16 protein-coding genes and 2 pseudogenes are annotated in these 21,021 nt (G+C 62.4%); 13 read left to right on the top strand and 5 right to left on the bottom strand.

Annotated elements, in window-relative coordinates:
* Positions 1 to 36 precede the first annotated feature (36 nt).
* From V5B40_RS10280 to V5B40_RS10245, 8 genes are all read left to right on the top strand, one after another.
* A complete protein-coding gene (locus tag V5B40_RS10280) occupies positions 37 to 606 on the top strand; it encodes a PEP-CTERM sorting domain-containing protein (RefSeq protein WP_332354406.1) in 570 nt (189 codons plus the stop codon).
* Positions 607 to 911: 305 nt separating this feature from the next.
* Positions 912 to 1,814: a Druantia anti-phage system protein DruA gene (locus V5B40_RS10275; protein ID WP_332354405.1), complete on the top strand. Its 903-nt coding sequence runs from the start codon at positions 912 to 914 to the stop codon at positions 1,812 to 1,814.
* A complete protein-coding gene (locus V5B40_RS10270) occupies positions 1,811 to 2,059 on the top strand; it encodes a hypothetical protein (RefSeq protein WP_332354404.1) in 249 nt (82 codons plus the stop codon). The genes V5B40_RS10275 and V5B40_RS10270 overlap by 4 nt, the downstream gene beginning before the upstream one ends.
* A 95-nt stretch (positions 2,060 to 2,154) precedes the next feature.
* Entirely contained in the window at positions 2,155 to 2,688 is a 534-nt protein-coding gene (locus V5B40_RS10265) for a DUF6431 domain-containing protein (RefSeq protein ID WP_332353731.1), read from the top strand.
* A gap of 129 nt (positions 2,689 to 2,817) precedes the next feature.
* Positions 2,818 to 4,146: a DDE-type integrase/transposase/recombinase gene (locus V5B40_RS10260; protein ID WP_332353652.1), complete on the top strand. Its 1,329-nt coding sequence runs from the start codon at positions 2,818 to 2,820 to the stop codon at positions 4,144 to 4,146.
* Between the two features lies 1 nt (position 4,147).
* Positions 4,148 to 4,942, top strand: coding sequence for an ExeA family protein (locus tag V5B40_RS10255; RefSeq protein WP_332353730.1), 795 nt, complete (start codon positions 4,148 to 4,150; stop codon positions 4,940 to 4,942).
* Positions 4,939 to 5,139 (top strand): hypothetical protein, encoded by a 201-nt coding sequence (locus V5B40_RS10250; RefSeq protein ID WP_332353729.1) that lies wholly within the window; start codon positions 4,939 to 4,941, stop codon positions 5,137 to 5,139. Before V5B40_RS10255 ends, V5B40_RS10250 begins: the two co-directional genes overlap by 4 nt.
* Before the next feature lie 140 nt (positions 5,140 to 5,279).
* A complete protein-coding gene (locus V5B40_RS10245) occupies positions 5,280 to 6,608 on the top strand; it encodes a transposase family protein (RefSeq protein ID WP_332354403.1) in 1,329 nt (442 codons plus the stop codon).
* A gap of 346 nt (positions 6,609 to 6,954) precedes the next feature.
* On the opposite strand, the gene V5B40_RS10240 is transcribed toward V5B40_RS10245, so the two are convergent.
* A complete protein-coding gene (locus V5B40_RS10240) occupies positions 6,955 to 7,188 on the bottom strand; it encodes a hypothetical protein (RefSeq protein ID WP_332354563.1) in 234 nt (77 codons plus the stop codon).
* On the opposite strand from V5B40_RS10240, the gene V5B40_RS10235 reads away from it, so the two are divergent.
* Together V5B40_RS10235 and V5B40_RS10230 are read left to right on the top strand one after the other, a co-directional pair.
* On the top strand, positions 7,099 to 7,422 hold the full coding sequence (locus V5B40_RS10235; protein WP_332354552.1) for a helix-turn-helix domain-containing protein: 324 nt from the start codon (positions 7,099 to 7,101) through the stop codon (positions 7,420 to 7,422). The two genes, V5B40_RS10240 and V5B40_RS10235, sit on opposite strands and share 90 nt — an antisense overlap.
* 206 nt (positions 7,423 to 7,628) lie before the next feature.
* Complete coding sequence (locus tag V5B40_RS10230; protein WP_332354402.1) at positions 7,629 to 9,065, top strand: transposase; 1,437 nt, start codon at positions 7,629 to 7,631, stop codon at positions 9,063 to 9,065.
* A gap of 318 nt (positions 9,066 to 9,383) precedes the next feature.
* Here V5B40_RS10230 and V5B40_RS10225 read toward each other — a convergent pair.
* The 3 genes and pseudogenes from V5B40_RS10225 to V5B40_RS10215 form a co-directional block, all read right to left on the bottom strand.
* A pseudogene (locus V5B40_RS10225) lies at positions 9,384 to 10,737 on the bottom strand (IS1182 family transposase).
* 206 nt (positions 10,738 to 10,943) lie between these two features.
* Positions 10,944 to 12,058 (bottom strand): annotated as a pseudogene (locus V5B40_RS10220) (ISAzo13 family transposase).
* Between the two features lie 492 nt (positions 12,059 to 12,550).
* Entirely contained in the window at positions 12,551 to 13,399 is an 849-nt protein-coding gene (locus V5B40_RS10215) for a hypothetical protein (RefSeq protein ID WP_332354562.1), read from the bottom strand.
* Positions 13,400 to 13,930: 531 nt separating this feature from the next.
* Between V5B40_RS10215 and V5B40_RS10210 the strand changes: the two genes are divergently transcribed.
* Positions 13,931 to 14,791 (top strand): hypothetical protein, encoded by an 861-nt coding sequence (locus tag V5B40_RS10210; RefSeq protein ID WP_332354401.1) that lies wholly within the window; start codon positions 13,931 to 13,933, stop codon positions 14,789 to 14,791.
* A 134-nt stretch (positions 14,792 to 14,925) separates the two neighbouring features.
* Positions 14,926 to 16,914 (top strand): LTA synthase family protein, encoded by a 1,989-nt coding sequence (locus V5B40_RS10205; RefSeq protein WP_332354551.1) that lies wholly within the window; start codon positions 14,926 to 14,928, stop codon positions 16,912 to 16,914.
* Positions 16,915 to 17,051: 137 nt separating this feature from the next.
* Here the strand turns inward: V5B40_RS10205 and V5B40_RS10200 are convergent, their stop codons facing one another.
* A complete protein-coding gene (locus tag V5B40_RS10200) occupies positions 17,052 to 18,581 on the bottom strand; it encodes a class I adenylate-forming enzyme family protein (RefSeq protein WP_332354400.1) in 1,530 nt (509 codons plus the stop codon).
* Between the two features lie 702 nt (positions 18,582 to 19,283).
* On the opposite strand from V5B40_RS10200, the gene V5B40_RS10195 reads away from it, so the two are divergent.
* A complete protein-coding gene (locus tag V5B40_RS10195) occupies positions 19,284 to 20,750 on the top strand; it encodes a metal transporter (protein ID WP_332354399.1) in 1,467 nt (488 codons plus the stop codon).
* Positions 20,751 to 21,021 lie beyond the last annotated feature (271 nt).

Below are 21,021 nucleotides of genomic sequence, written 5' to 3'. Positions count from 1 at the left end.
AAGTTTTCTCTATTGTCGGGGGTAGTCGCTGTCGGCTTGGCACTGAATGCTGGCGTCGCCAGGGCGGCCTTTATCGATGGGACCGTTGCCTTCTTCGAGGGCTTCACTACCTCAGCCTTGCCCAGCGCACCGACCCACTCCATTGTCAGCGGCCTGACCACGTTTGGCGTAAAAGCAGTCGCCGATACCCAAAACAGCGGGACCGGCGATTTCGCAGGATTACCGCTCCTCGCGAATGCCTTTACCTTTGACATCAATGCTTTGCCAACGCTTTTCTTCACGACGACTGACTTCACCTTCACGCTCCTCAGCGCGACCCAGAGCTTCAGCAAACCGCTAGGCTGCGACCAGGGCCGGTGCGAGGACGCCATCGGTCTGAGCATTGCCGGCGTCGTATCGCACCCTCATTTTGACGCTACCCCATTCATGGGAAGCTGGACTGCCAAGGGCTTCTGTGAGGGCTCTGCCGGCGAGTGCACAAACGCAGTCACCGGTGAGTGGTCCGCTTCCATCGCCACCACCGCCAGCCCTGTTCCCGTTCCGGCGACGCTCGCGCTGCTGGGCATTGGACTCGTCGCCATGCTTGGCACCCGCCGCAGCTCCTGAGGCCGACTCGCGGCAAAAAACCCCGCGCCGAGGCGCGGGGTTTTTTGTGTTTCACAAAGGCCCGAGGAGCGGCAGCGCGATGAGCCGAAGACGGCACTTCCCCGGATCACCGGTTCGTGCTTCAGCACTGGGGAGAGCTCGGCGAGGACACAGCCCTGAAGCATGAATGCTGCATCCCGGTATTTTCAAGGCCTGGCGGTGCGTCGCAAGAAAAAACCTTCGCACAAGAGGGCTAGACAGCCGGGCGGACTTCTGGCAGGATAGGTGGAGCGTAATCAATCTGCGCTTCAGTCGGAGGTTTTGCGATGCTTGCAACGAGTGCGGGGGAATGGGTGCACTGTGGTCGCGTGTTCAGCGCGACGGAGATTGCCGAGCTCTGCGCGACGGTCGCGTGGCTGCCGGGATTGGCACGCAAGGAGTTGGCGGCGACGGTCTGCGAGCACCTGGGGTGGACCACCCTGACGGGGACGGCGAAGATCAGCGCCTGCCTGGAGCTCCTGGAACGTTTGCAGGCGGCCGGATTGCTGGTCCTACCTGCGTTGAGGCCCTCGCCGCCGCGCCGTTGCGCGCCGCCCTCGGCATCCGCCACCCCCGTTGCCGAGCCGGCGGTGCACTGCGCCCTGTCGGCGCTCGCGCCGGTGTCCCTGGCAGTGGTTCGCGACGCGACCCGGGTGGCGCAGTGGGATGCGCTGGTGGCGCGTTGGCACCCGCTGGGTTTCCAGGGGGCCTTCGGTTACCGGCTGCGCTACTTCATCAAGGCGGGCGACCGGCGGCTGGGCTGCGTCCTTCTGGCCGGTGCTGCCCGCGCGGTAGCCGTGCGCGACCGCTGGATCGGCTGGACGCCCCAGGCCCGCCGCGAGAACCTGGCGCGGGTGGTGAACAACAGCCGCTTCCTGATCTTTCCGCACGTCCGGGTGCCGCATCTGGCCAGTCATGTGCTCGGACAACTCGCGCGCCGCGCACGCGCGGACTGGCTCGAGCACTGGGGCTTCGAGCCCCTGCTGCTGGAGACCTTCGTCGATCCGCGTCACTATGCCGGCACCTGCTACCGTGCCGCCGGTTGGCAGTTGCTTGGGGCAAGCAGCGGGCGCGGGCTGGCCCGCCCTGGCCAGTCCTATCACAGCACGCCCCGCCAGGTGTGGGTCAAAGCGCTGACCTCGGATGCTTGCGCCTCGCTGTGCGCCGCGCCGGGGAGCCCGCGGTCATGAGCAAACCTTGCCGTCGCCCGACACGCGTTGCCATCAAGAAACTGCGCTCGGAAAAGAAACGGCAGGAGAAGGTACTGAACGCGAAGCTGCGCGCAACGGGACAAGTCCCCCACTCAGCCGCTCCATTGCCCAACAGAAGCTCGGCCTTCGCGACCGTCGACGAGTGTTACGTCCGCCGCTCTCCAGTAACTGACGGCGTCGCCTATCCCATGAACGGCGAGAGCGAAGGAAGGCGTGCTGCCTGAACGAGGCTGGGACGACGTGAACGAAAGATGGGCCGGGACACCTCTGTTATCGTGGGAAGTTATCAAGACAACCGAGATAGAAGAGAGCCCAGCCCATGCAGCGAATTGTAGCCGGCATCGACACGATCGAGCAGCATCTTGAGGCCGTCAGGCAAGCCCCCGAAGTGTATCGGCCGCCGTGCTGCCCGCATTGCGGGCTCAAGATCCTTTGGCCACACGGGCACTATGAGCGCAAGGCCGACCGACGAGCCGGGCAGGTTTCCCTCAACCCGATACCGATCTGCCGCTACCGTTGCTCTGGTTGTCGGCGCACCTGTTCACGTCTGCCGGCGTGCATCGCACCGCGCCGCTGGTATGACTGGTCGGTGCAGCAAGCCCACCTCGAACGGCAGTTGAGCGAACGCTCCGATCGGCGCCGTGCACTCGGCAGCCTGCCGGACCGGCGTACCGCCGGTCGCTGGTGGGACTGGCTACAGAAGAGCAGCCTGCTGTTCGAGTTTCACCTGCGCGCCCGCTGTGCCGAACTCGGGCGGGCCGCCGACTTCGGCGCTTTCTGGCGTCGGGTATTCGAATCCATGGGCCTGGTGCAAGCCATGACCCTCCTTGATCAAGAGCTGAACATCCCGTGATGTCCTGATCCTGAACGAGCGGCGGACAGGGCAGACCCCGCCCGGGCGGGGTCCCCACACAGTTTGCTCCTGTCATTATCCGGGTCCTTCTGGTTTGATCACCTCTCCGATTTATCACAAGGAGTGGTCATGAACCCGATTGATCCGAAAGCCCTGTTTCGCCTGTCCGTCCTGGGTCCGCTGATTAGCCGCGAGCGGCTGGAGCGGGGAGAACTGCAACAGATTCTGCGCGAGCTGGCCAGCCGCGAATACGCCATTCCCGGCACCCGTCGGCGGCATCTGAGCGAGAAGACGATTCAGGCCTGGTACTACGCCTGGCGCCTCCACAAGCTCGATGGGCTGACGCCCAAGGTACGCGCCGACCGCGGGCAATCGAAGCTCTCCGCCGCCACCCAGGCCGCCATTCTTGCCGCCAAGCGCGACAACCCGCGGCGCTCGCTGTGCCAGATTCGCCAATTGCTCGAAGCGGCCGGCACCGTCGCCCGTGGCGGCCTCGCCCGCTCGACCATTCACCGTCTGCTGCAGCAGCACGGTCTGTCACGAATCAGCGGCTCGGCCAGCCTGCCGGAAGAGAAACGCAGCTTTGTCGCCGCGACCGCGGGGGCGATCTGGTATGGCGACGTGATGCACGGCCCACGCGTCCCGATCGGCGGCAAACTCGCCAAGAGCTATCTCGTCTCACTGTTCGACGACGCTTCCCGGTTGCTCACGCACAGCGCCTTCTGCCCTGGCGAGACCGCTCTGGACATCGAAGGCGTGCTCAAGCAGGCGGTGCTCAGGCGCGGCATTCCGCTCAAGTTGGTCGTTGATAATGGCGCCGCCTATCGCGCCGAAACTTTGCAGGGGATCTGCGCCCGGCTGGGCATCCATCTCATTCACTGCCGGCCGTACGCGCCCGAGGGCAAGGGCAAATTGGAGCGCTGGCACCGTACCTGCCGCGATCAGTTTCTCAGCGAACTCGACGAGCGCCATATCGCCAGCCTGGACGATCTCAACGCGCGTTTGTGGGCTTGGCTCGAGCAGGTTTATCACCGCCGCCCGCATGCCAGTCTGGACGGCATCAGCCCTTTGGCACGTTACCAGCAGGACCTGTCCAGGATTCGCCCGCTCGGGCCGTTGGCGGCGAAGCTCGATCTCTTGTTCCGGCATCGCGTCAGCCGTCTGGTGCGCAAGGATGGCACGGTGTCGTATCACGGCAAACGCTTCGAGGTGCCGTTCGAGCTCTCCGGTCAAACGGTGTCTCTGGTGGTCGATCCGCATACCGAGGTAGTGATCGGCGTCGAGGACGAGGAAGGGAAAGCGATCGGCGCGGCGACGCCGCTCGATGCACTGGCCAACGCCACACGTCGGCGACGCCAGCCGGACCCGGCGAACACTGACCCAGCGCCCCCGACGAAGAGCGGCCCGAATCTGATCGAGCTGATCTATCAGCAATATTACGACTGCAAGGGGGAGTGAAATGGACTTGCAACACTTTGGTTTGCGGCATTCGCCGCTGGGCAAGGAAGCGGCCGAGTTGTGGGATGACGGTGCGCTGGGGCTGTTGGCGGAGCGCTTCGCCTGGTTGTTGCACTCGCCCGGAGTCGGCCTGATCACCGGCGAACCGGGAGTGGGCAAGACGGCCGCCTTGCGCCAGCTGACCCGCGGCCTGAATCCGCATCGCCACCTGGTGATCTATCAGGCGGAGACGGATTTCGGGCGGCTCGATATCTATCGCGGTCTGGCGCGCGCTCTGGGAGTGGAAGCGGGCTATCGGCGGGCGCAGCTGTGGCGCGATCTGAAGGAGCGCATCCTGCAACTGGTCGATGGCCGCCAGTTGGTGCCGGTATGGATCATCGACGAGGCGCAGAATCTGCCGCTGGAGTTCTTCCGCGATTTGCCGGCCTTTCTCAACTTCGCTTTTGATACACGCGATGTGATGTCGGTCTGGTTGATCGGCCATCCGGCACTGGCGCAAACACTGGAGCGGGCGCCGTATGCGGCGCTGGCCGGGCGCGTTCAGGTACGCGTGCAGCTCAAACCGGTGCTCGAACGCGAGCGCTTTGCGCAACTGATCCAGCACAGCCTGAAGAGCGCCGGTTGCACGCATACGCTGCTCAGCGATTCGGGTCTGGAGATCTTGCGGCAGGCCAGCAAGGGGCTACCGCGGCACGCCGGGAGAATTCTGCGCACGGCGATGCGCCTGGCGGTACCACGCGGCCTCAATCATCTGCCGGACGATCTCTTGCAGTTGGCGATCGAGGAATTGCGATGAGCCGCCGCTCTGCTCTCCCGTTGTTCCCCGATGGGCTCTCCGATGAAAGCGCGGCAGTGCTCAGTGAATTCCTTAACCAGCTCGCCGTCGCATGCGAAAGCCGTTACTTCGTACAGCTGCGCCGCTACCACCAGCGGCAGATGAATCTGTACGATCCCGAAGCCCCCTGGCGGACCACGCCGCTGCCGCCTCGGTAGCGCCTTCATCCCACGCTGCCGCCGGGATAGATGTTCCCGTCGCAGCGTGGGACTCGGCCAGCGTTTCAACCTCGAAAAGCTTGGGCCGAGGGCTCTAAATCAGCGCAGGACGTAACAACGAGGAACACCGCGAGGACGCCGTGAGCAAACAGATGCGCCTCCTGCGCAAAGAGCTGCCCGCCTTGCTCGCTCAACTGGAACAAATTCCCGACCCGAGAGATCCCAAAAAGCGCCGGCACAAGCTGACCGTGCTTCTGCTCTACGGCTTGCTGATGTTCGTCTTTCAGTTCTCCTCCCGGCGCGAGACCAACCGCGAAATATCCCGTCCCCAGTTCATGGCCAACCTCCACCTGCTGTTCCCGGAGATCGATACCCTGCCACACGCCGACACCCTGTTTCGGCTGTTGCGCGACATTGACCTTGAACAGCTCGAACAGGCCCACGTCGATCTGGTGAGGCGGCTGATCCGCGGCAAGAGCTTCCGCCGCTATCTGATCAACCACTGCTACCCCATCGCCATAGACGGCTCACAGAAGCTCGCCGGCGACACCCTCTGGGCGGAGGAACTCCTGCAGCGCACCGTCGGCAAGGAGGAAACCCGCCACACCCAGTACTTCGTCTACGTCCTCGAGGCCAGCTTTGCCTTCCACAACGGCCTGGTCATCCCACTGCTCAGCGAGTTCCTCGAACACGCGCTGGGCGAACCCGAAGCGCAAAAGCAGGACTGCGAGCTGCGCGGCTTTGTGCGCTTGAGCGACCGGCTCAAGACGCTGTTCCCCCGCCTGCCGATCCTGCTCCTGCTCGACGGCCTCTACGCCAACGGGCCGGTGATGCGGCGCTGCTTGCGCGCCCACTGGCAGTTCATGATCGTGCTCAAGGACAAGGATTTGTCCACGGTCTGGCAGGAGTTCCGCGCGCTCCATGCCCTGAAGCCGCAAGCCGTGCAGCGCTGCTGGGGACGACGCCGACAACGCTTCATCTGGGTCAACGCCATCGACTATGCCTTTGGTTCGAACGGGCGTCAGCGTCTCAAACTGCACGTGGTGGTCTGTGAGGAAAGCTGGGAGTGGATCGATCAACAGGCCGCGACCGTGACCAAAACGGGGCGCCACGCCTGGCTCTCCAGCGAGCCGCTCAGCCAAAACAATGTCCATGAGCGCTGCAACCTCGGCGCCCGCCAGCGCTGGGGCATCGAAGCGGGCTTCCTGGTCGAGAAGCACCAGGGCTACCACTACGAGCATGCCTTTGCCCTCGACTGGAATGCCATGCAGGGCTATCACCTCCTGATGCGCCTGGCGCATGTGTTCAATACCCTGGCACGCTTCACCCGACAGCTACGCGACCTCTATCAGGAACTCGGCGTGCGCGGTGCCATCGCCTTCATCCGAAGCTCCTGCGCCGCCCCCTGGCTCGACCCAGCACGCATCCGCGTGCTCCTCGCCGAGCCATTCCTGCTTCAACTTGAGTGAGCTCACCCAGGCGTCACCGAAACATCCTCTCAAGCGCGGCGTACGCCGCGTCCGGAAAGGCTCGCCTGGCGATCGTAGCGAAGTCCAAAAAACCTTTCGACATCCTCCTGACTGACTCCATCCCCCCCGTCCTTTCTTTGCCGCCAGCCAACCGCAATCTGACCGCCTCGACCGCAAAAGCGGGCGTTACCGGCAAATGAGCCTGATTCGGCTGGGTCATGCGTCAGGGCTGTCAGGTACCGGATTGTTTACGCCTTCCTTCCAGGGAAGGGGCACTATCATGTGCTGGGAATCGTACCGAGGGAATTCAATTATGAAGCTGACCATGAACTCAGTCGCCGCATCCTCACAGCGTACGAAAACCTTTGAAAAGCGGGTTGCCGGCCCAGAAGGGACTTGCGAAGCCACTTCTGTCGCACAGCCGTGCGTCATCTTTCGATTTGAAGATCACGCGATCCCCAGGGTTGACACGCCTGCCAAGCACACAGCGATCAAAGATCTCGTCGGTAGCTGGAGCAAGAACGAACAGCGGCGTGCCGCGCTCGAACAGGCCCGAAAGTGGGTTGCGGATTCGTTCCATGGGGGAGATGGCGACACGGTCCGCACGCTTCGGCTCCGGAAGGGGTGGTCGCAGGCGCGACTAGCCGCCGATCTTGGAACAAGCCAGTCACACGTCGCACGCATCGAGCGTGGTACTGAGAATTTGTCCATCGAGACTTGTCGTCGCCTGTGCGTCGCTTTGGGTATCAACATGAACACTCTCGATGAGGCACTTCGCCGGCAAGAGAGTCTGGCCGCAAGCAAGGCCACGTAATGGACCGTCACATTCAGACGGTTTTCTGCGACGATATTCGGCACGAAGTGGGCGGAAAACATTCCTATATAGGGGTCTATAGCGGGAAGCTGTTTGTGCCGACCTTCCCTGCAACGCTATCAACCTATTTTCCTCAGTTGAACCCTCGACAAGTGATGCAAACTCAGCCCTGACAAGGGTTTGCGGCCAATGAGGAGGGTCACCCGATGGGTGAGATGAATTTTGAGCAAAAAGGGATCGTCAAGGCGGTGGGTACCGCCTTGCAGGAAGTGGGGCAATCGGCGGTGGGAATGTGCGTGGCAACGCCGGGCGGCCGGTTTCATGTCCGGTGGGACGAAGGCGGCAGCGCGACGGCTTTGGGCCAGCTGGCCTTCTTTGCCGAGTTCCTCGAAGTCTCCGGACTGTTCTCCCGCTGGAAGGAAAGCTGTCCGACGAACTACAGCAGCCCCAACGCGCCGACGGTGGTCAATATCCTGGGCACCTGGCTGCTCTCGATACTGGATGGGCAGCGGCGCTATGCGCACGTGACCGGGCTGCGTGGCGACGCCGTCGCGCCAGAGCTCCTCGGCATGACCAAGATCGTCAGCGACGAAAGCCTGCGCCGCGCACTGGCGCATCTGGCCCCCGAACAGGCCAAGCGCTGCCATGATGAAGAACGCGCAGCCCGCGCCGTACAGCTGACAAAGAGCAGCGCCTGGATGGACGCGGCTCTGGCCGAAAGCACGGGCGAAGCCCTGCGTACGCCCTGGATCCTCGACGCCGATACCACCGTCAAACTGCTCTACGGCCACCAGGCCGGCGCTGAGATCGGCTACAACCCGACCAAGCCAGGCCGGCCAAGTCACACCCTGCATACCTATTGGATCGGCAACGTTCGCCTGGTGCTCGACGTGGAAGTCCAAGGCGGAAAGAGCACGGCCGCCAAACACAGCCTGCCCCGTCTGCGCTTGCTGCTCGATCGGCTCGCGCCCGAAGAGCGTCCTGCCCTGGTGCGAGGCGACAACGCCTTTGGCAACGAAGGCGTGATGGCCGCGATGGAAGAGATCGAGCAGCCGTACCTCTTCAAACTCAGACAGACCGCCGGGGTCAAGCGCCTGATCGAGCGGCTCTGGCAGCGAGGCGACTGGCAGAGCGTCGACCAAGGCTTCGACGCCGTCGAAGGCAAGCTCCGCTTGACTGGCTGGAGTTGTGAGCGACGGGTGGTCGTCCTGCGCCGGCGAGTCAAGTCCAGCCCGGGAGCTGAAACGAGTAAGGAGAGTCCGCAGCAAGAGCTGCCGTTCGCCGAGGGTTCAGACAAGGCCAAACTCTGGGAATATTCGGTCCTGGTCACCAATGCCGATTACTCGCTGGAAGCCATGGGTCAGCTGTACCGCGATCGGGCGGATTGCGAGAACGGCTTCGACGAACTGAAAAATCAGTGGGGCTGGGGCGGCTACACCACGCATGATCTGGAACGTTGCAACCTTTCGGCGCGCGCCGTGGCTTTGATCTACAACTGGTGGAGTTGGTACGTTCGCCTGGCGCACCCAAAGGCGCGCCTGGAGGCGATCACCAGCCGCCCGATGTTGCTCGCTGGCGTCGCCCGCCTGACCCAGCACGCCGGCCAGTCGCGTCTGCTGCTCACGATTTCCCATGCGGCGTGAGATCAGATCAAGGCAATGATCGCCAACATCCGCAAGGGTCTTGACCATGTTCTGGCAACCGCGCCTCAGTTGCCGAAACCGGCCGCTGGCCGGCGTTGGTCCGCTACATCGTCAGCAAGATCCTCGCGGCGAGACCGAAAAGCGCGCGGCGCTTCGGCTTGCCGCCGCCTTTCTTACCTGCTGGAAGCAGCTAACAGAGGAATCTAGCAGCCTGTTGGACTACCCGTCGGCAAAGCCTGCGCGTTTCACCATGTGAAAAAAAAAAGCCGGATTTCTCCTGCTTTTCGAGCGTTTCCGAGGGATTTCCCCTCATTTTCCCTACTGTGGGCGCAATACGGCCAAGCGCTTCAAATTCCAGGCGAGGCAAACCAGCGTCCACTCGCCGGTGACCTTCTTCAAGCCGCGCAGGGAGAAGCGGCGAAAGCCCATCACCGATTTGATGATCCCGAAGACCGGCTCGATCGTCTGCTTGCGTAAGGCGTAGCGCGCTCGTCCATCCTTGGTCTTCAGCCGATGGGGCATCGCCTGTACTGGCGTGGCATTGTCGGGCAAGGGGGCCGGCTCGCTGTGGCGCTCCCGCCAATCCGGATGATGCTCGTCGCGTCCGACGGCGATCAGGGGCTCGATACCGGCCGCCTCACACGCCTTGATGTTCTTCTCGCTGCAGTAACCGCTGTCGGCGATCAGGCATTCCACGGCGCCGAGCACCTCGGCCTGGGCCTTGAGGGTGGCCAGCATCGGCTCGACCTGCTCTTTATCGTTGGGAGCCTGCGTGACCCCGGTGGCGACGATCAGCATCGTTGCCGCATCGGCCGCCGCCTGGGCGTTGTAGGCCTGTTCGAAGCCGCCACCGGCGACCGGCATGATGCGGGACTCTTCGTCGGTCAGATTGATCTGATCACGGTCCCGTGGTCCGGGCTCGGGAGCCTTGGGGGGCTTGCCACCGAGCTTCTTGCCGGTCGCCTCGGGCCGCACGGCGGGCCATTTTCTCGTCGTACTCGGCTTTCTCGCGCTGAAAGCGCTCCTCGGCCCGAGCGACAAGCTTGGCCTTGGCGGCGGCCATGGCGGTCAGCCGATCTTCGCGACGCTTGAGTTCCTCGGGCAGGCTGACTCCCGTCGGGATATCGGCTTGATCCGCCTGTTCTGCCAGCGCCAGTAATTCCTGAACCTCGGCCTTGAGTTGGACTTCCAGCTTTTCGATGTGCCCGTGCGATAGCGCACTGTGCCGCGAGGCGTTGGCTTCGACCTTCGAGCCATCAAGACTGATGTTACCCACCTTGAGCACTTTCATTTCCGTGGCCATTTTCAGGACCTGCAGAAACAGGTCGCTCAGTTCGTCAAGGAACCGTCGGCGGAAGGTGGCCAAGCTGTCGTGATCGGGATGAAGGTTGGCGGCGATGAAGCGGAAGGCTATCGAGTCGTAGGTTGCCTGCTCCAGCCTGCGGCTGGAGAAAATACCCGTGATGTAGCCATAGACCAGAATCCCCAGTAGGGTGGCCGGATGGTAGGCTTTCGATCCGCGCCCCGCGTACTCGCGCGTCAGCTTGGAGAGATCGAGCTGGTCGATCACTTCAACAATGAATCGCGCCAGGTGATCCTGGTTCAGCCAGTCGTCTACCGACGGCGGTAGCAGATAGTCGGTCTGGCGGTCAGCGACGATAAACTTGGACATGCGACGACCCGGTTGCTCGAAGAGGTATGATTATATCATATCTGGATCTGGCGCAGGGAAAGTCCGACAGGCTGCTAGGATCAAAGCTTTGCGTGGCGATGAATGTCCTTACGCCTGCTGAAAGGCCGTTTGCGAAGCTTACGGTGAGGCTCCTGAAGGACGAGGATGTGCTGATTGAAGGCACATTAGGTGATTTCTACGGATCTTCATACCGTGCAAGCCGGTCGGATCAGGATGTCCCACTTGGGTAGAAGTGGGTTTCGTGCCAGCCTGGACTCGACAGCTTGCATGGCATCCTTGGCCACGGTGATTCCTTTTTCATAGACCGTGCGGCTCAGTTCGACGACGGGATGAATGCCTTTCCACGTCATGCTCTTTGCCCACTCCAACATCGTTTGGGTGTCGGTGAGCTTGGCGCCGTTCCAGTGCTTTTCCAGGATTCCCCAGCAACGCTCCACCGGATTGTATTTGCTGTGGTACGGCGGATAGTACAAGAGGCGGATGGACTTCCCGGTGTGATCGGCAAACTCGACGATTCGCTTGAGAAATTGCGTACGCCGGCCATTGCTCTCCGGCCCGTTATCCGCCTTGATTTGGATGTGTGTGACGCGAGCACACTCCTCGGACGCTTGACTCTCCCACCACGCGTAGAGGCTGTCGATGATGAAATCGCTGGTCTTCGCCGAGCTTCCGAAAGACAAATGGAGCCGCCCACTGTCTTCGTCGACGACACCAAACGGTGTGTGTTTCTCTTCGCATCCCATGTCGTGATCCGCCGCTTGGTTGTCGCCCCGCGTCTTGCCACCTCGCGAGTAGTCGCCAATATTCACCGTCGCCTTGCAGTCCATGCTTACGCGCATGACGGCCTCGCCTTGGCAATCTCGGTCATGCTCCCGGATATTGGCGAAGATGGCGTCGGTTTCGGGGACTTTTTTTGGGGTTTGGCCTTGAGCACCGGACGCAGCCGGTACCCGTTTCGGTTCAGTACTTTCGACATGCCGCTTCGTGACGGCAGCACGTCGTCGGCAAAACCCCGCGCTCGCAACTGCTTGATGGCTTCCTCGGCCGTCAAGCGGGTAAATGACAAAGTCGTGCGAAAAGTCGGATCTTGTTGGGCATGGCTTTCCGCCAGTTCCCAGAGAGCTTGCGCCACCTCCGGGTGTTTCTCCTCCCACGATTTCGCGCCGCAGCGGAACGCGTGCAGCCCCAGACAAACAATCCCCGTACGTTTCTCATGAAGGCCAAGCTGCACCGTCTGCCGACTCCATCCGAAAACGTCCTCTGCACGCCGAGGATTGCCCCCGCAGTATTTCAGCGTCATCTCCGCCTGAAACACCCTACGGTCCGCTCCCGTCATCTTGCTCGAAGCAAGCCGGATATCTTCAATGTGGACGGCTTCAAGAGAAACCTTGCTTTCAGCTACCGTGGCGGCCTTCATCAGCAATACCTCCAACCTCATAATCTACTGAAAGTATCGCATACAACGGTATGAAGCTCCGTAGAAATCACCTTAGACGATGTACAGTTGTCCGCAGCGGTAGATGTGCCTGAAGATGACGCAATGACCAAGGACGGGATTCTGGCGCTTCAGTCCGTGATTGTGTTTTCGCCTTTTGTGCTTGAGGGGCCCTGTACCCTTCGTGTGCGGGCTGAGACGGAAGAAGGCGAAGTGCGTGGGCTCGGGTTACGGGTTGAACAGGCGCCCGCGGAAATGGTGATTCAGCAGTAGCACTGCCACTTTTTTCTCGCGAGGCTGCGTCTCGCGGAGCCCCCACGCCCCCATCACAGCACCTCCTTCACCTCCTTGGCCGCCTCATCGATCCCCGAAATCCCGGTTCTTCTCGATGAAGTTGAAGACCCAGCGCACGATCGCCCACCCCGGCAGACCACAGCCGAAGATCAAGCCGCCCAGAGCCACGAGGCCGGTCACTTTGATGACTGCCATGCGCGGCGTAACCAATTTGGCAGTGCGCCGGGTACGGCCTCTTGCGGCGCACACCAGATGCAGCCACTCGGCGATCACCGTATCCAGACTGCCGAGGTTCTCCTTCAGCGAACTCATGCTGGCGTCGTCCCAGTTGACGAAGAAGCCAATCGCCAAGGGCTGGTGATCCACGTCCGCGGCGTTCGCGCAGGCCGGCTGCAGCAGGTGGCGCAGGGTGCGCTCACGCTCGCGGGCGAGTTTGAGCTGCTCGTTACGCAAGACGCGTTCGCGGCGCGTCGTGGGTTGTTCGGGAGCGAGCGCCGGGATATCCGGCACGGCGTGCGCGCCGTGTGGCAGAAAGCCGGCGGTCGGCAGATGCAGCGCCGGCAAGACCGGCGCGGCCAGAATACTGAGCAGAAGTCCGCCGAGGAGCAGGGTCAGGTCGACACCGACCAGCAGCATGCCCAGGCGGAGACGCGGCCAGCGCTTTTTGGCCGGATCGAAAAACACGGCTGCGGCGATTTTTGGGCCGCAGTCTGGCCTGGGCGACGGGACGACGGATGGAGGCTGCGACATCTGCAGATCAGCGGCCTGTGGCAATGCGCTTTGCGCACCCCCGCACTGGCGGGCTGGTCTTCCTGCTGCCTGAGCGAAGACGCCGCGCGCGGCGTCACCCCGATTGTCGAATCGCGAGCTAACGGTCATGACAGTCGAGATACCCCGGATGATGAAAGTCATGACCGTCCCCCCTCTTCTCCCGGCCCTTCTCCCGCAGGGGGAGAAGGGAGGTTCGTGAGTCGCATGCGCGACTTTCACATTAAGGGTAGGGTGCATGGAGAACATCTGGCGGCAGGAATGCGGATCTTGTCCGCTGTCCAGCATTAGCGCAGGTTTTGTGTCCACGCCGGATCAGCAGTAAGCACTTGCCCCTAAGCTTCCCGTAATTCTCGCTCGCTATCTTCGCTCCCACGCGACTTCGCGTGCATTAACGTGGATCAAAGGAGCGACCACCAAGAAATTTCGACAGAGTCGCAGCGACCGTCGTTTTTGCACCCATCATTGACACCACTTAATGTGAAAGTCGCGCACGCGACTCACGAAACTCCCGTCTCCCCTCGCGGGAGAAGGGTCAGAAGAGGGAAACATGACTTTCATGACTTGGGGTGTCGCCACGTGTCATGACCGTTAGGCCGGCAAGATCTGGCGACAACGCCAGCCTGCGATCGCCGATGCGACTTCAGATACTGAATACGAAGGAAACACGAAAGCATGTCCTTGCTCCTGAAGCCTTACTGGCGCGCTGCTCTCGCCGTCTTCGGCGCCGCCCTGACGCTGTATCTGATCTATGCCAGCTGGCGGCAGTTCTACCCGGTGACTGCCGCGGCGGGCTGGGAGGTGCAGGTCTATCGCGACGAGATTACCATGGTCAGCGCGCTGGCGCTGGACGGCCAGGGCGACCTCTACATCAGCCAGGAGATCGCCAGCGGCAAGGGCAAGATCCTCAAACTGACGTCCGACGGCAACCTCACCGAGATACTCAGCGGGCTCTCCAAACCGGACGGCCAGGTGATTTTCCGTGGCGGCCTGGTGACCGGCCAGGAAGGCGGCAAGCTGCCGGTGCTGTGGCTGCGCAACGGCCAGACCGAGACTCTCTTCGAGGGCAACGGCATCGAGGGCATCGCCACCGACGGCCAGGTGCTCTACGCCATCGAGGATGCGCGGCCGGGCCGCCTGTTGCGCTTTACCCCCGACAGCGGTGAACTGAGCGTGCTTCGTGACGGGCTGGACGATGGCGAGGGCGTCAGCCTGTGCGCCGACGGCCGGCTGTTCTATACCGAGAAGCGCCAGGGCTGGGTCAAACAATGGCAGGCCAAAGGCCCGGACATCGTCGTCGCCGATGGCCTCAACGCACCCGGTTTTGTACAATGCACTGCCGATGGCCTGTGGATCACCGAGGACGCAACGCACATGGCGCGCGTGCTGCTGCTCGACACCAGCGGCAAGCTGCAGGTCATCCTGACCCACCTGCGTTCCGCGCAGACCATCATTCCGCTCGCTGCCGGCAGTTACCTGCTGGCCGAACAGGGGCGCCAGCGCATCCTGAAACTCGCCCGCCCCGCCTCATTCTGAAACTCTGAATTTTCAGGCAACCATGACCGCCACCCTCACCCGGCGCAAGCCGTCGCTCAGCCGCCGCATCAGCCAGCCGACCCTGAAGAAGTCACCTCGCCTTCACCCTCCTCAGCGCCGCCGCGCTGCTCACGCTGTACACCTTGTTGCGCCTGGCGCTGCTGGTCTACAACCGCGAACTGATCGGCAGCACTCCGACGGCGACCTTCATCGAGGCTTTCTACAATGGCCTGCGTTTCGATGTGCGCCTGGTGGTCTATGCGCTCACGCCGCTGCTGCTGGCGCTGCTCAGCATCCGCGCCATGGCCGCCCGCGGCCTGCTGCGCGGGTGGCTGACCGCCTTCGCCAGTTTCACTCTGCTGCTCGGCATTAGCGAACTGGATTTCTACCGCGAATTCCACCAGCGCCTGAACGGCCTGGTGTTCCAGTATTTCGAGGAAGACCTGGCCACGGTGGGAAGCATGTTGTGGAACGGCTTCCCGGTTGGCCGCTACCTGCTGGCCTGGGCGGCCGCCACCTGGCTGCTGGCCAGACTGTTCAAGGGCCTCGATCGGCTCAGCCGGCCGGCAATCCCGGCGGCGCCAGAGGCATCGCAGCCGCAGCCGAGCTACGCCGCACCGACCTGGTACTGGCGAACCGGCCTGTTCCTCCTCTGCGCACTGCTTGCCGTGGTCGCCGCCCGCGGCCACCTGCGTCAGGGTCCGCCGCTGCGCTGGGGTGACGCTTATACCACCAATTCGATGTTCGCCAATCAGCTGGGCCTGAACGGTTCGCTGACGCTGCTTTCCGCAGCCGAGGCCAGCATGTCCTCGCAGCGTAGCAATACCTGGCAAGCGACCATGCCCGACGAACAGGCGCTGCAGACCGTACGCCAACTGCTGCTCACGCCGCACGACCAGTTGGTCGACGCCGACAGCGCGGCGATCCGCCGTGACTTCACTCCACCCGCCGAGCGTACGCTGCCGATTCGCAACGTGGTGGTGATTCTGATGGAAAGCTTCGCCGGACGTTTCGTCGGCGCGCTGGGCGGCACGGGCGACATCACCCCGCACTTCGACGCTTTGGCCAAAGAAGGCCTGCTCTTCGACCGCTTCTTCTCCAATGGTACGCACACCCACCAGGGCATGTTCGCCACCATGGCCTGTTTTCCGAACCTGCCCGGCTTCGAGTACCTGATGCGCACCCCGGAAGGCGCGCACAGGTTCTCCGGTCTGCCGCAGCTGCTCAGCGCGCGCGGCTACGACAACCTGTACGTGTACAACGGCAACTTCCAGTGGGACAACCAGTCCGGCTTCTTCAGCAACCAGGGCATGACCCGCTTCATCGGTCGTGAAGATTTCGTCAACCCGGTGTATATGGACCCGACCTGGGGCGTTTCGGATCAGGACATGTTCGACCGCGCCGCCGCCGAGCTCGACAAGCTGCCTGCCGACAAGCCTTTCTATGCGCTGGTGCAGACTCTTTCCAACCACACTCCCTACGCGCTGCCGAAAGATCTGCCGGTCAGGCCGGTGACCGATCGCGGCACTTTCAGCGAACACCTGACCGCCATGCGCTATGCCGACTGGGCGCTCGGCGAGTTCTTCGCGAAAGCCCGCAAGTCGGCGTATTACAAGCACACCCTGTTCGTCGTGGTCGGCGACCATGGCTTCGGCAGCGACCAGCAACTGACCGAAATGGATCTCTTCCGCTTCAATGTGCCGCTGCTGCTGATCGCTCCGGGAATTCAGGACAAATTCGGCAGCCACAATCACCACGTCGGCACGCAGGTCGACGTGGTGCCGACGATCATGGGCCGCCTTGGCGGCACGGTACGCCATCAGTGCTGGGGACGCGACCTGCTCAATCTGCCGGAAGGCGACCTCGGCATCGGCGTGATCAAGCCCTCGGGCGGCGATCAGACCGTCGCCCTGGTCACCCCGCAGCGCATCCTGATCGAGCCCAAGGGTTTCGAGCCGCGCCTCTACAGCTACCAGCTGGGTGCCGATCCGAAAGCCGAACGCATCCCGCTCGACCTCGCCCCGGAGCTGAAAGGCAGGCTCGAAGCCTTCCTGCAAATTGCCACCCGGAGTCTGCTGGACAATACCGCCGGAGTGGAAGCGGCGAAGGGCCAGCAGCCCTGAGCCAAGAGTTCTTCTTGCTCGCCATGGGGCCCCGCCAGCGCACGGCGATTGTCTGTTGACTCCGCGCGCAATGACGACCCCGAAGACGTAGCCCGCGCCGGTGATCAGCGCGGCGTGAGCCAAGCACTTCAGCCGGCCTAGCCTGCTGCCGCCTGATAAGCGTCGCGCATTTCGCGCTTCAGCGTCTTGCCGGCGGCGTTGCGCGGGAAGTCGTCCATGATCTGCAGGGCGTGCAGGCGTTGGTAGCGGGCGCCGACGCGTTCGTTGATCCAGTCGCGCAGTTCGGCGGCGGTGATCGAGGCGCCGCTATTCAGGACGACGGCAGCGACCGGTGTTTCGCCCCATTTTTCGTGCGCCACGCCGAAGACGGCGACTTCCCTGACCGCCGGGTGGCGGGCGGCGACTTCCTCGACATCCTTCGGGTAGACCTTGACGCCGCCGCTGTCGATCATGTCCTTCTTGCGATCGACGAGGTAGAGATAGCCCTCGCCGTCGCGATAGCCGAGGTCGCCGGAAAATAGCCAACCGTCGCGAATCGCCTGTTCGGTCAAGTCGGGGCGACCGTAATAGCCGCCCATCAGGGAAGGTCCGCGGCCGACGATCTCGCCGACTTCGCCGGCCGGTGCGTCGCTGCCGTCCTCACGAACGATGCGCATCTCGTAGAACGCGGGCGGCCGGCCCACCGAACCCGATTTGCGCAGCGATTGCGTCTTGTCGAGGATGGTCCAGAAACCTTCGGTGAGGCCGTAAAGTTCGTAGAAGCGGTCGGGCAAGAGGCGATTGAGCAGGTCCTTGTACTCCTGGTACAGCGGCGCACCGAGCGAGAGAATCATTTCCAGCGAGGCCAGCTTCTCGGGCGAGAAATTCGGTGCATTGAGCACGGCGATGATCTGCGCCGGCACCATCATGGTGTGGGTAACGCGCTCGCGGGCGATGATTTCGATCGCTTCTTCAGCATCGAACTGGCGCTGCAGAAGGTAGCGCGCGCCGAGATAAAAGCACGGCATCAGGGTCACGAAGGCGCCGTTGAAGACGATCGCACCGGTGTGCAGCACCACCGACTCCGAAGTCATCCGCCAGGCAGACGCGAACAAGGTGCCGTACATCGAGCGGACGAAATGGCTGTGGATGATTCCTTTCGGCAGTCCGGTCGTGCCGCTGGTATACATGATGTTGAAAATATCGTCGGCGCCGACCCGCACGAGCTCGCTGCCGCCTTCCGGACAGGTCTTGAGCAGCGACGTGTAGTCGGGGTAATCGGCTGTCGGACCGTCAACCATCAACACGTGATCGGCAGCCAGGTCGGGCAGCTCGGCACGCACCTGATCGAGCATCGACGCCACCGAGCGCTGCGTGATAAGGCAATTGGCACCCGAGTCACGCAGCAGACTGGCGAGACCGGAGGGCATCAGCAAGGGGCTGAGCGGCACCAGGACGGCGCCGATCGACGGCACGGCCCAGTACACCTCGAGCAATTCGCGGCAGTTCGACAAGACGGTCGCCACGCGGTCGCCCTTGCGCACGCCAAGCCAGGTCAGCAGACGAGCGCATTGGCTGACGCGCCCCTCGAACTCGCGCCAGGTGAGACGATCCTGCTCGAAGACGACAGCGACCTGATCCGGCCGAAACTGCGCGTGGTGTTTGATGAGCGTCGCTAATTGCAGCATTTTCTCCTCCCTGTGACGAAACCCGGGGGCACATACCGAAGCGCAGCAGCCCCTCAATTTGAACTGACTCCCCGGCACATCCGCGGCGAGCGCAACTCGCTGCACGCGCCAGGCCGGCCTGACCTGCCGCCGGGAGATATGCCTAGGCGCGGCATTGCCGCACTGCAGCAGCGCGGCCCATCAACCCGGGCTGCGCCAGCAAGCAGCTCGATTGAAAGCCGCGCCGCGAGCACCGGCATCGCAGCGCAACATACCAATACTATATAACGCCATCACGGGCAACAGCGAAAAGCCACGCATGGCCACTTTCGCTGCCGACTCGACCCGTGGCAAGCCCTCTGCCGCGCAGGTATAAGTGCTGGAACGTTGCTGCTGTGGTCTTTTTTGCCATCTATCGGATAATATTAGCCATTAGTGTCGGGGGGGTGAACAAATCCGGCCCAGAGGAGTAGAATGAATTGTGCGGTGCGGGATGGCGCTCGTTTTAGTGGTCGTTTCAGCCCCATTCCACAGCGGCTGAGACCGACCGACGCTGGCGAGACAGGCCGTGCGCGTTCGCAGCTTGGCAACAAGGACCAACAGGATCGCTTTCCGCGCTCAGTCCACCACTACGATCAGGACTGCCGGCGGGATCAGGGTACGCGTGGGCCGCCCCGCTTGGGCTGGCTCGTTTTGATTCATTTTATTGCTGGAGGTAAGGATATGTATTCACTGCTACGGGAAATGCCGGATTTCACCACGAGTTGGTGGAGATACATGCTGGCGATGACGCGCGCTTCCAACCGCGAAGTCGGCGAGTTCAATGACAATATGTTCATTGCCGCGCACATCGCCATGACCGCCGCACGCGACAACCCGATGAGCATGCTGGAAAGCTTCGAGGTCATGGAACATAGTGTCGGCCTGGCCCGCAAGGGATCTGCCGGCATGCAGGAGAAGATGGCCGACTACGCTTTCGACCAGATTGAAGAAGGCACCCGTGCCTATCTGAACACGATCCTGAATTCCGACGGTGAGAAGCTCGGCGGCTACATGCGCCGCGAAGCCGAAATCATGGAAGCGGTTGCCAACTTCAACGAACAGATCGAGGCCATTGGCGACGAGTTCGGCTTCCACTTCGATACTCCCAACTACAAGCTGGTTCACGAAACAGACAGCTTTGATCTCTACCAGGTGCTGCCGCTGAAAGAAGGCGTCGAGGTCCGCAAGGATCTGAAGCCGGTCATGCTCGTTCCGCCGTACATGCTCGGCGTACATATCCTGGCCTTCCTGCCTTTCGAGAACAAGAGCTACAGCCACTCCTTTGCCAACGAGGGTATTCCGACCTACGTCCGCGTCGTCAAGGACATCATGACCACCGAGAAGGTGCAGACGATGACCCCGGAGGAGGACTGCGAGCAGACACGCGAGCTCTGCGCCAAGATCATGGAGCTCAACGACGGCAAGAAAGTCACCTTGAACGGTACTTGCCAGGGCGGCTACATCTGCATGATGAACATCCTCTCGGGCAAGCTGCAGGATGTCTGCGACGCCCTGATCACCAACGTGACGCCGGTTGACGGCACCTACAGCGAGGCCATCAGCGGCATGCCGCAGATGCACCACGACTTTGTCACCACCACCCTGCCGAGCGGCAACAAGGTCGCCAACGGCTACCTGCTCAGCCTGGGCATGCGCTTTGTGGCCATCGACCGCGAAACGCCGCTGGTCAAGGTGCTCGATCAGGCCTCGCTGCAGCGCGCCACCGGCATGAACCCGGGCAAGACGCCCGCCGCCCTGTTCCGCTGGCTGCTCAAGGAACGTGTGCACCTGCCACTAGCCATCGCCAACATGAGTTCGCATACCTTCCAGGACGCTATTGCCGACGATGGCAGCTTGCCGGTGAAACTCTTCGACCAGCCGCTGAACATCAAGAGCCTGATCGACCTGAAAGTGCCGTGGTACCAGAACTACGCGATCAAGGACGACCTGGTCACGCCGGCTTGCGCCACCGCCGGCAACAAGTTCCTGGAAGGCTGGGACGGTCTCGAGTCGGTCGCTTTCTATGGTGGTCACGTCGCCATTCTGACCAGCCCGTACGGCAAGAAGGCTCCGGTGACCGGCGAGTTCACCGACGCCAATGGCAAGGCGGCGCGCGGCCCGGTGAAGTTCCAGATGGACATTTCCTGAGCAGTCGGAGTATCCCGGGGAATGACCGCGCCGTGCACCTGACGATCGCCTTCTGACCCGCTGTAGATCACGCGGCCGGCCCGACGAGAATCGTCCAGGTCGGCCGCGTCGCTTCTGGTCAGGCTTCGCGTACAGCGAAAGAATGACGGCAGAGCAAGCGACGGCGGCACAAGGCGTTCATGATCGCGGTCGCGGCAAGCAGCACAACCAAGTCAAGCGCAGCAACAGGAGTGCCCACCTTGTCGTGGATACTCAATATCACCCATTTTGA

The sequence above is a fragment of the Candidatus Accumulibacter meliphilus genome, from assembly GCF_036625345.1.
Lineage (GTDB): Bacteria > Pseudomonadota > Gammaproteobacteria > Burkholderiales > Rhodocyclaceae > Accumulibacter > Accumulibacter meliphilus.
This window is presented reverse-complemented; position numbering and strand designations above follow the sequence as displayed.

What these genes read in the sequence shown, in the direction of transcription:
- V5B40_RS10275 (WP_332354405.1), top strand. Translation starts at nt 912, where the DNA reads ATGCTTGCAACGAGTGCGGGGGAATGGGTGCACTGTGGTCGCGTGTTC.
- V5B40_RS10230 (WP_332354402.1), top strand. Translation starts at nt 7,629, where the DNA reads ATGGGTGAGATGAATTTTGAGCAAAAAGGGATCGTCAAGGCGGTGGGT.
- V5B40_RS10250 (WP_332353729.1), top strand. Translation starts at nt 4,939, where the DNA reads ATGAGCCGCCGCTCTGCTCTCCCGTTGTTCCCCGATGGGCTCTCCGAT.
- V5B40_RS10200 (WP_332354400.1), bottom strand. Translation starts at nt 18,581, where the DNA reads ATGCTGCAATTAGCGACGCTCATCAAACACCACGCGCAGTTTCGGCCG.
- V5B40_RS10265 (WP_332353731.1), top strand. Translation starts at nt 2,155, where the DNA reads ATGCAGCGAATTGTAGCCGGCATCGACACGATCGAGCAGCATCTTGAG.
- V5B40_RS10215 (WP_332354562.1), bottom strand. Translation starts at nt 13,399, where the DNA reads ATGACTTTCATCATCCGGGGTATCTCGACTGTCATGACCGTTAGCTCG.
- V5B40_RS10270 (WP_332354404.1), top strand. Translation starts at nt 1,811, where the DNA reads ATGAGCAAACCTTGCCGTCGCCCGACACGCGTTGCCATCAAGAAACTG.
- V5B40_RS10240 (WP_332354563.1), bottom strand. Translation starts at nt 7,188, where the DNA reads ATGGAACGAATCCGCAACCCACTTTCGGGCCTGTTCGAGCGCGGCACG.
- V5B40_RS10210 (WP_332354401.1), top strand. Translation starts at nt 13,931, where the DNA reads ATGTCCTTGCTCCTGAAGCCTTACTGGCGCGCTGCTCTCGCCGTCTTC.
- V5B40_RS10255 (WP_332353730.1), top strand. Translation starts at nt 4,148, where the DNA reads ATGGACTTGCAACACTTTGGTTTGCGGCATTCGCCGCTGGGCAAGGAA.
- V5B40_RS10195 (WP_332354399.1), top strand. Translation starts at nt 19,284, where the DNA reads ATGTATTCACTGCTACGGGAAATGCCGGATTTCACCACGAGTTGGTGG.
- V5B40_RS10260 (WP_332353652.1), top strand. Translation starts at nt 2,818, where the DNA reads ATGAACCCGATTGATCCGAAAGCCCTGTTTCGCCTGTCCGTCCTGGGT.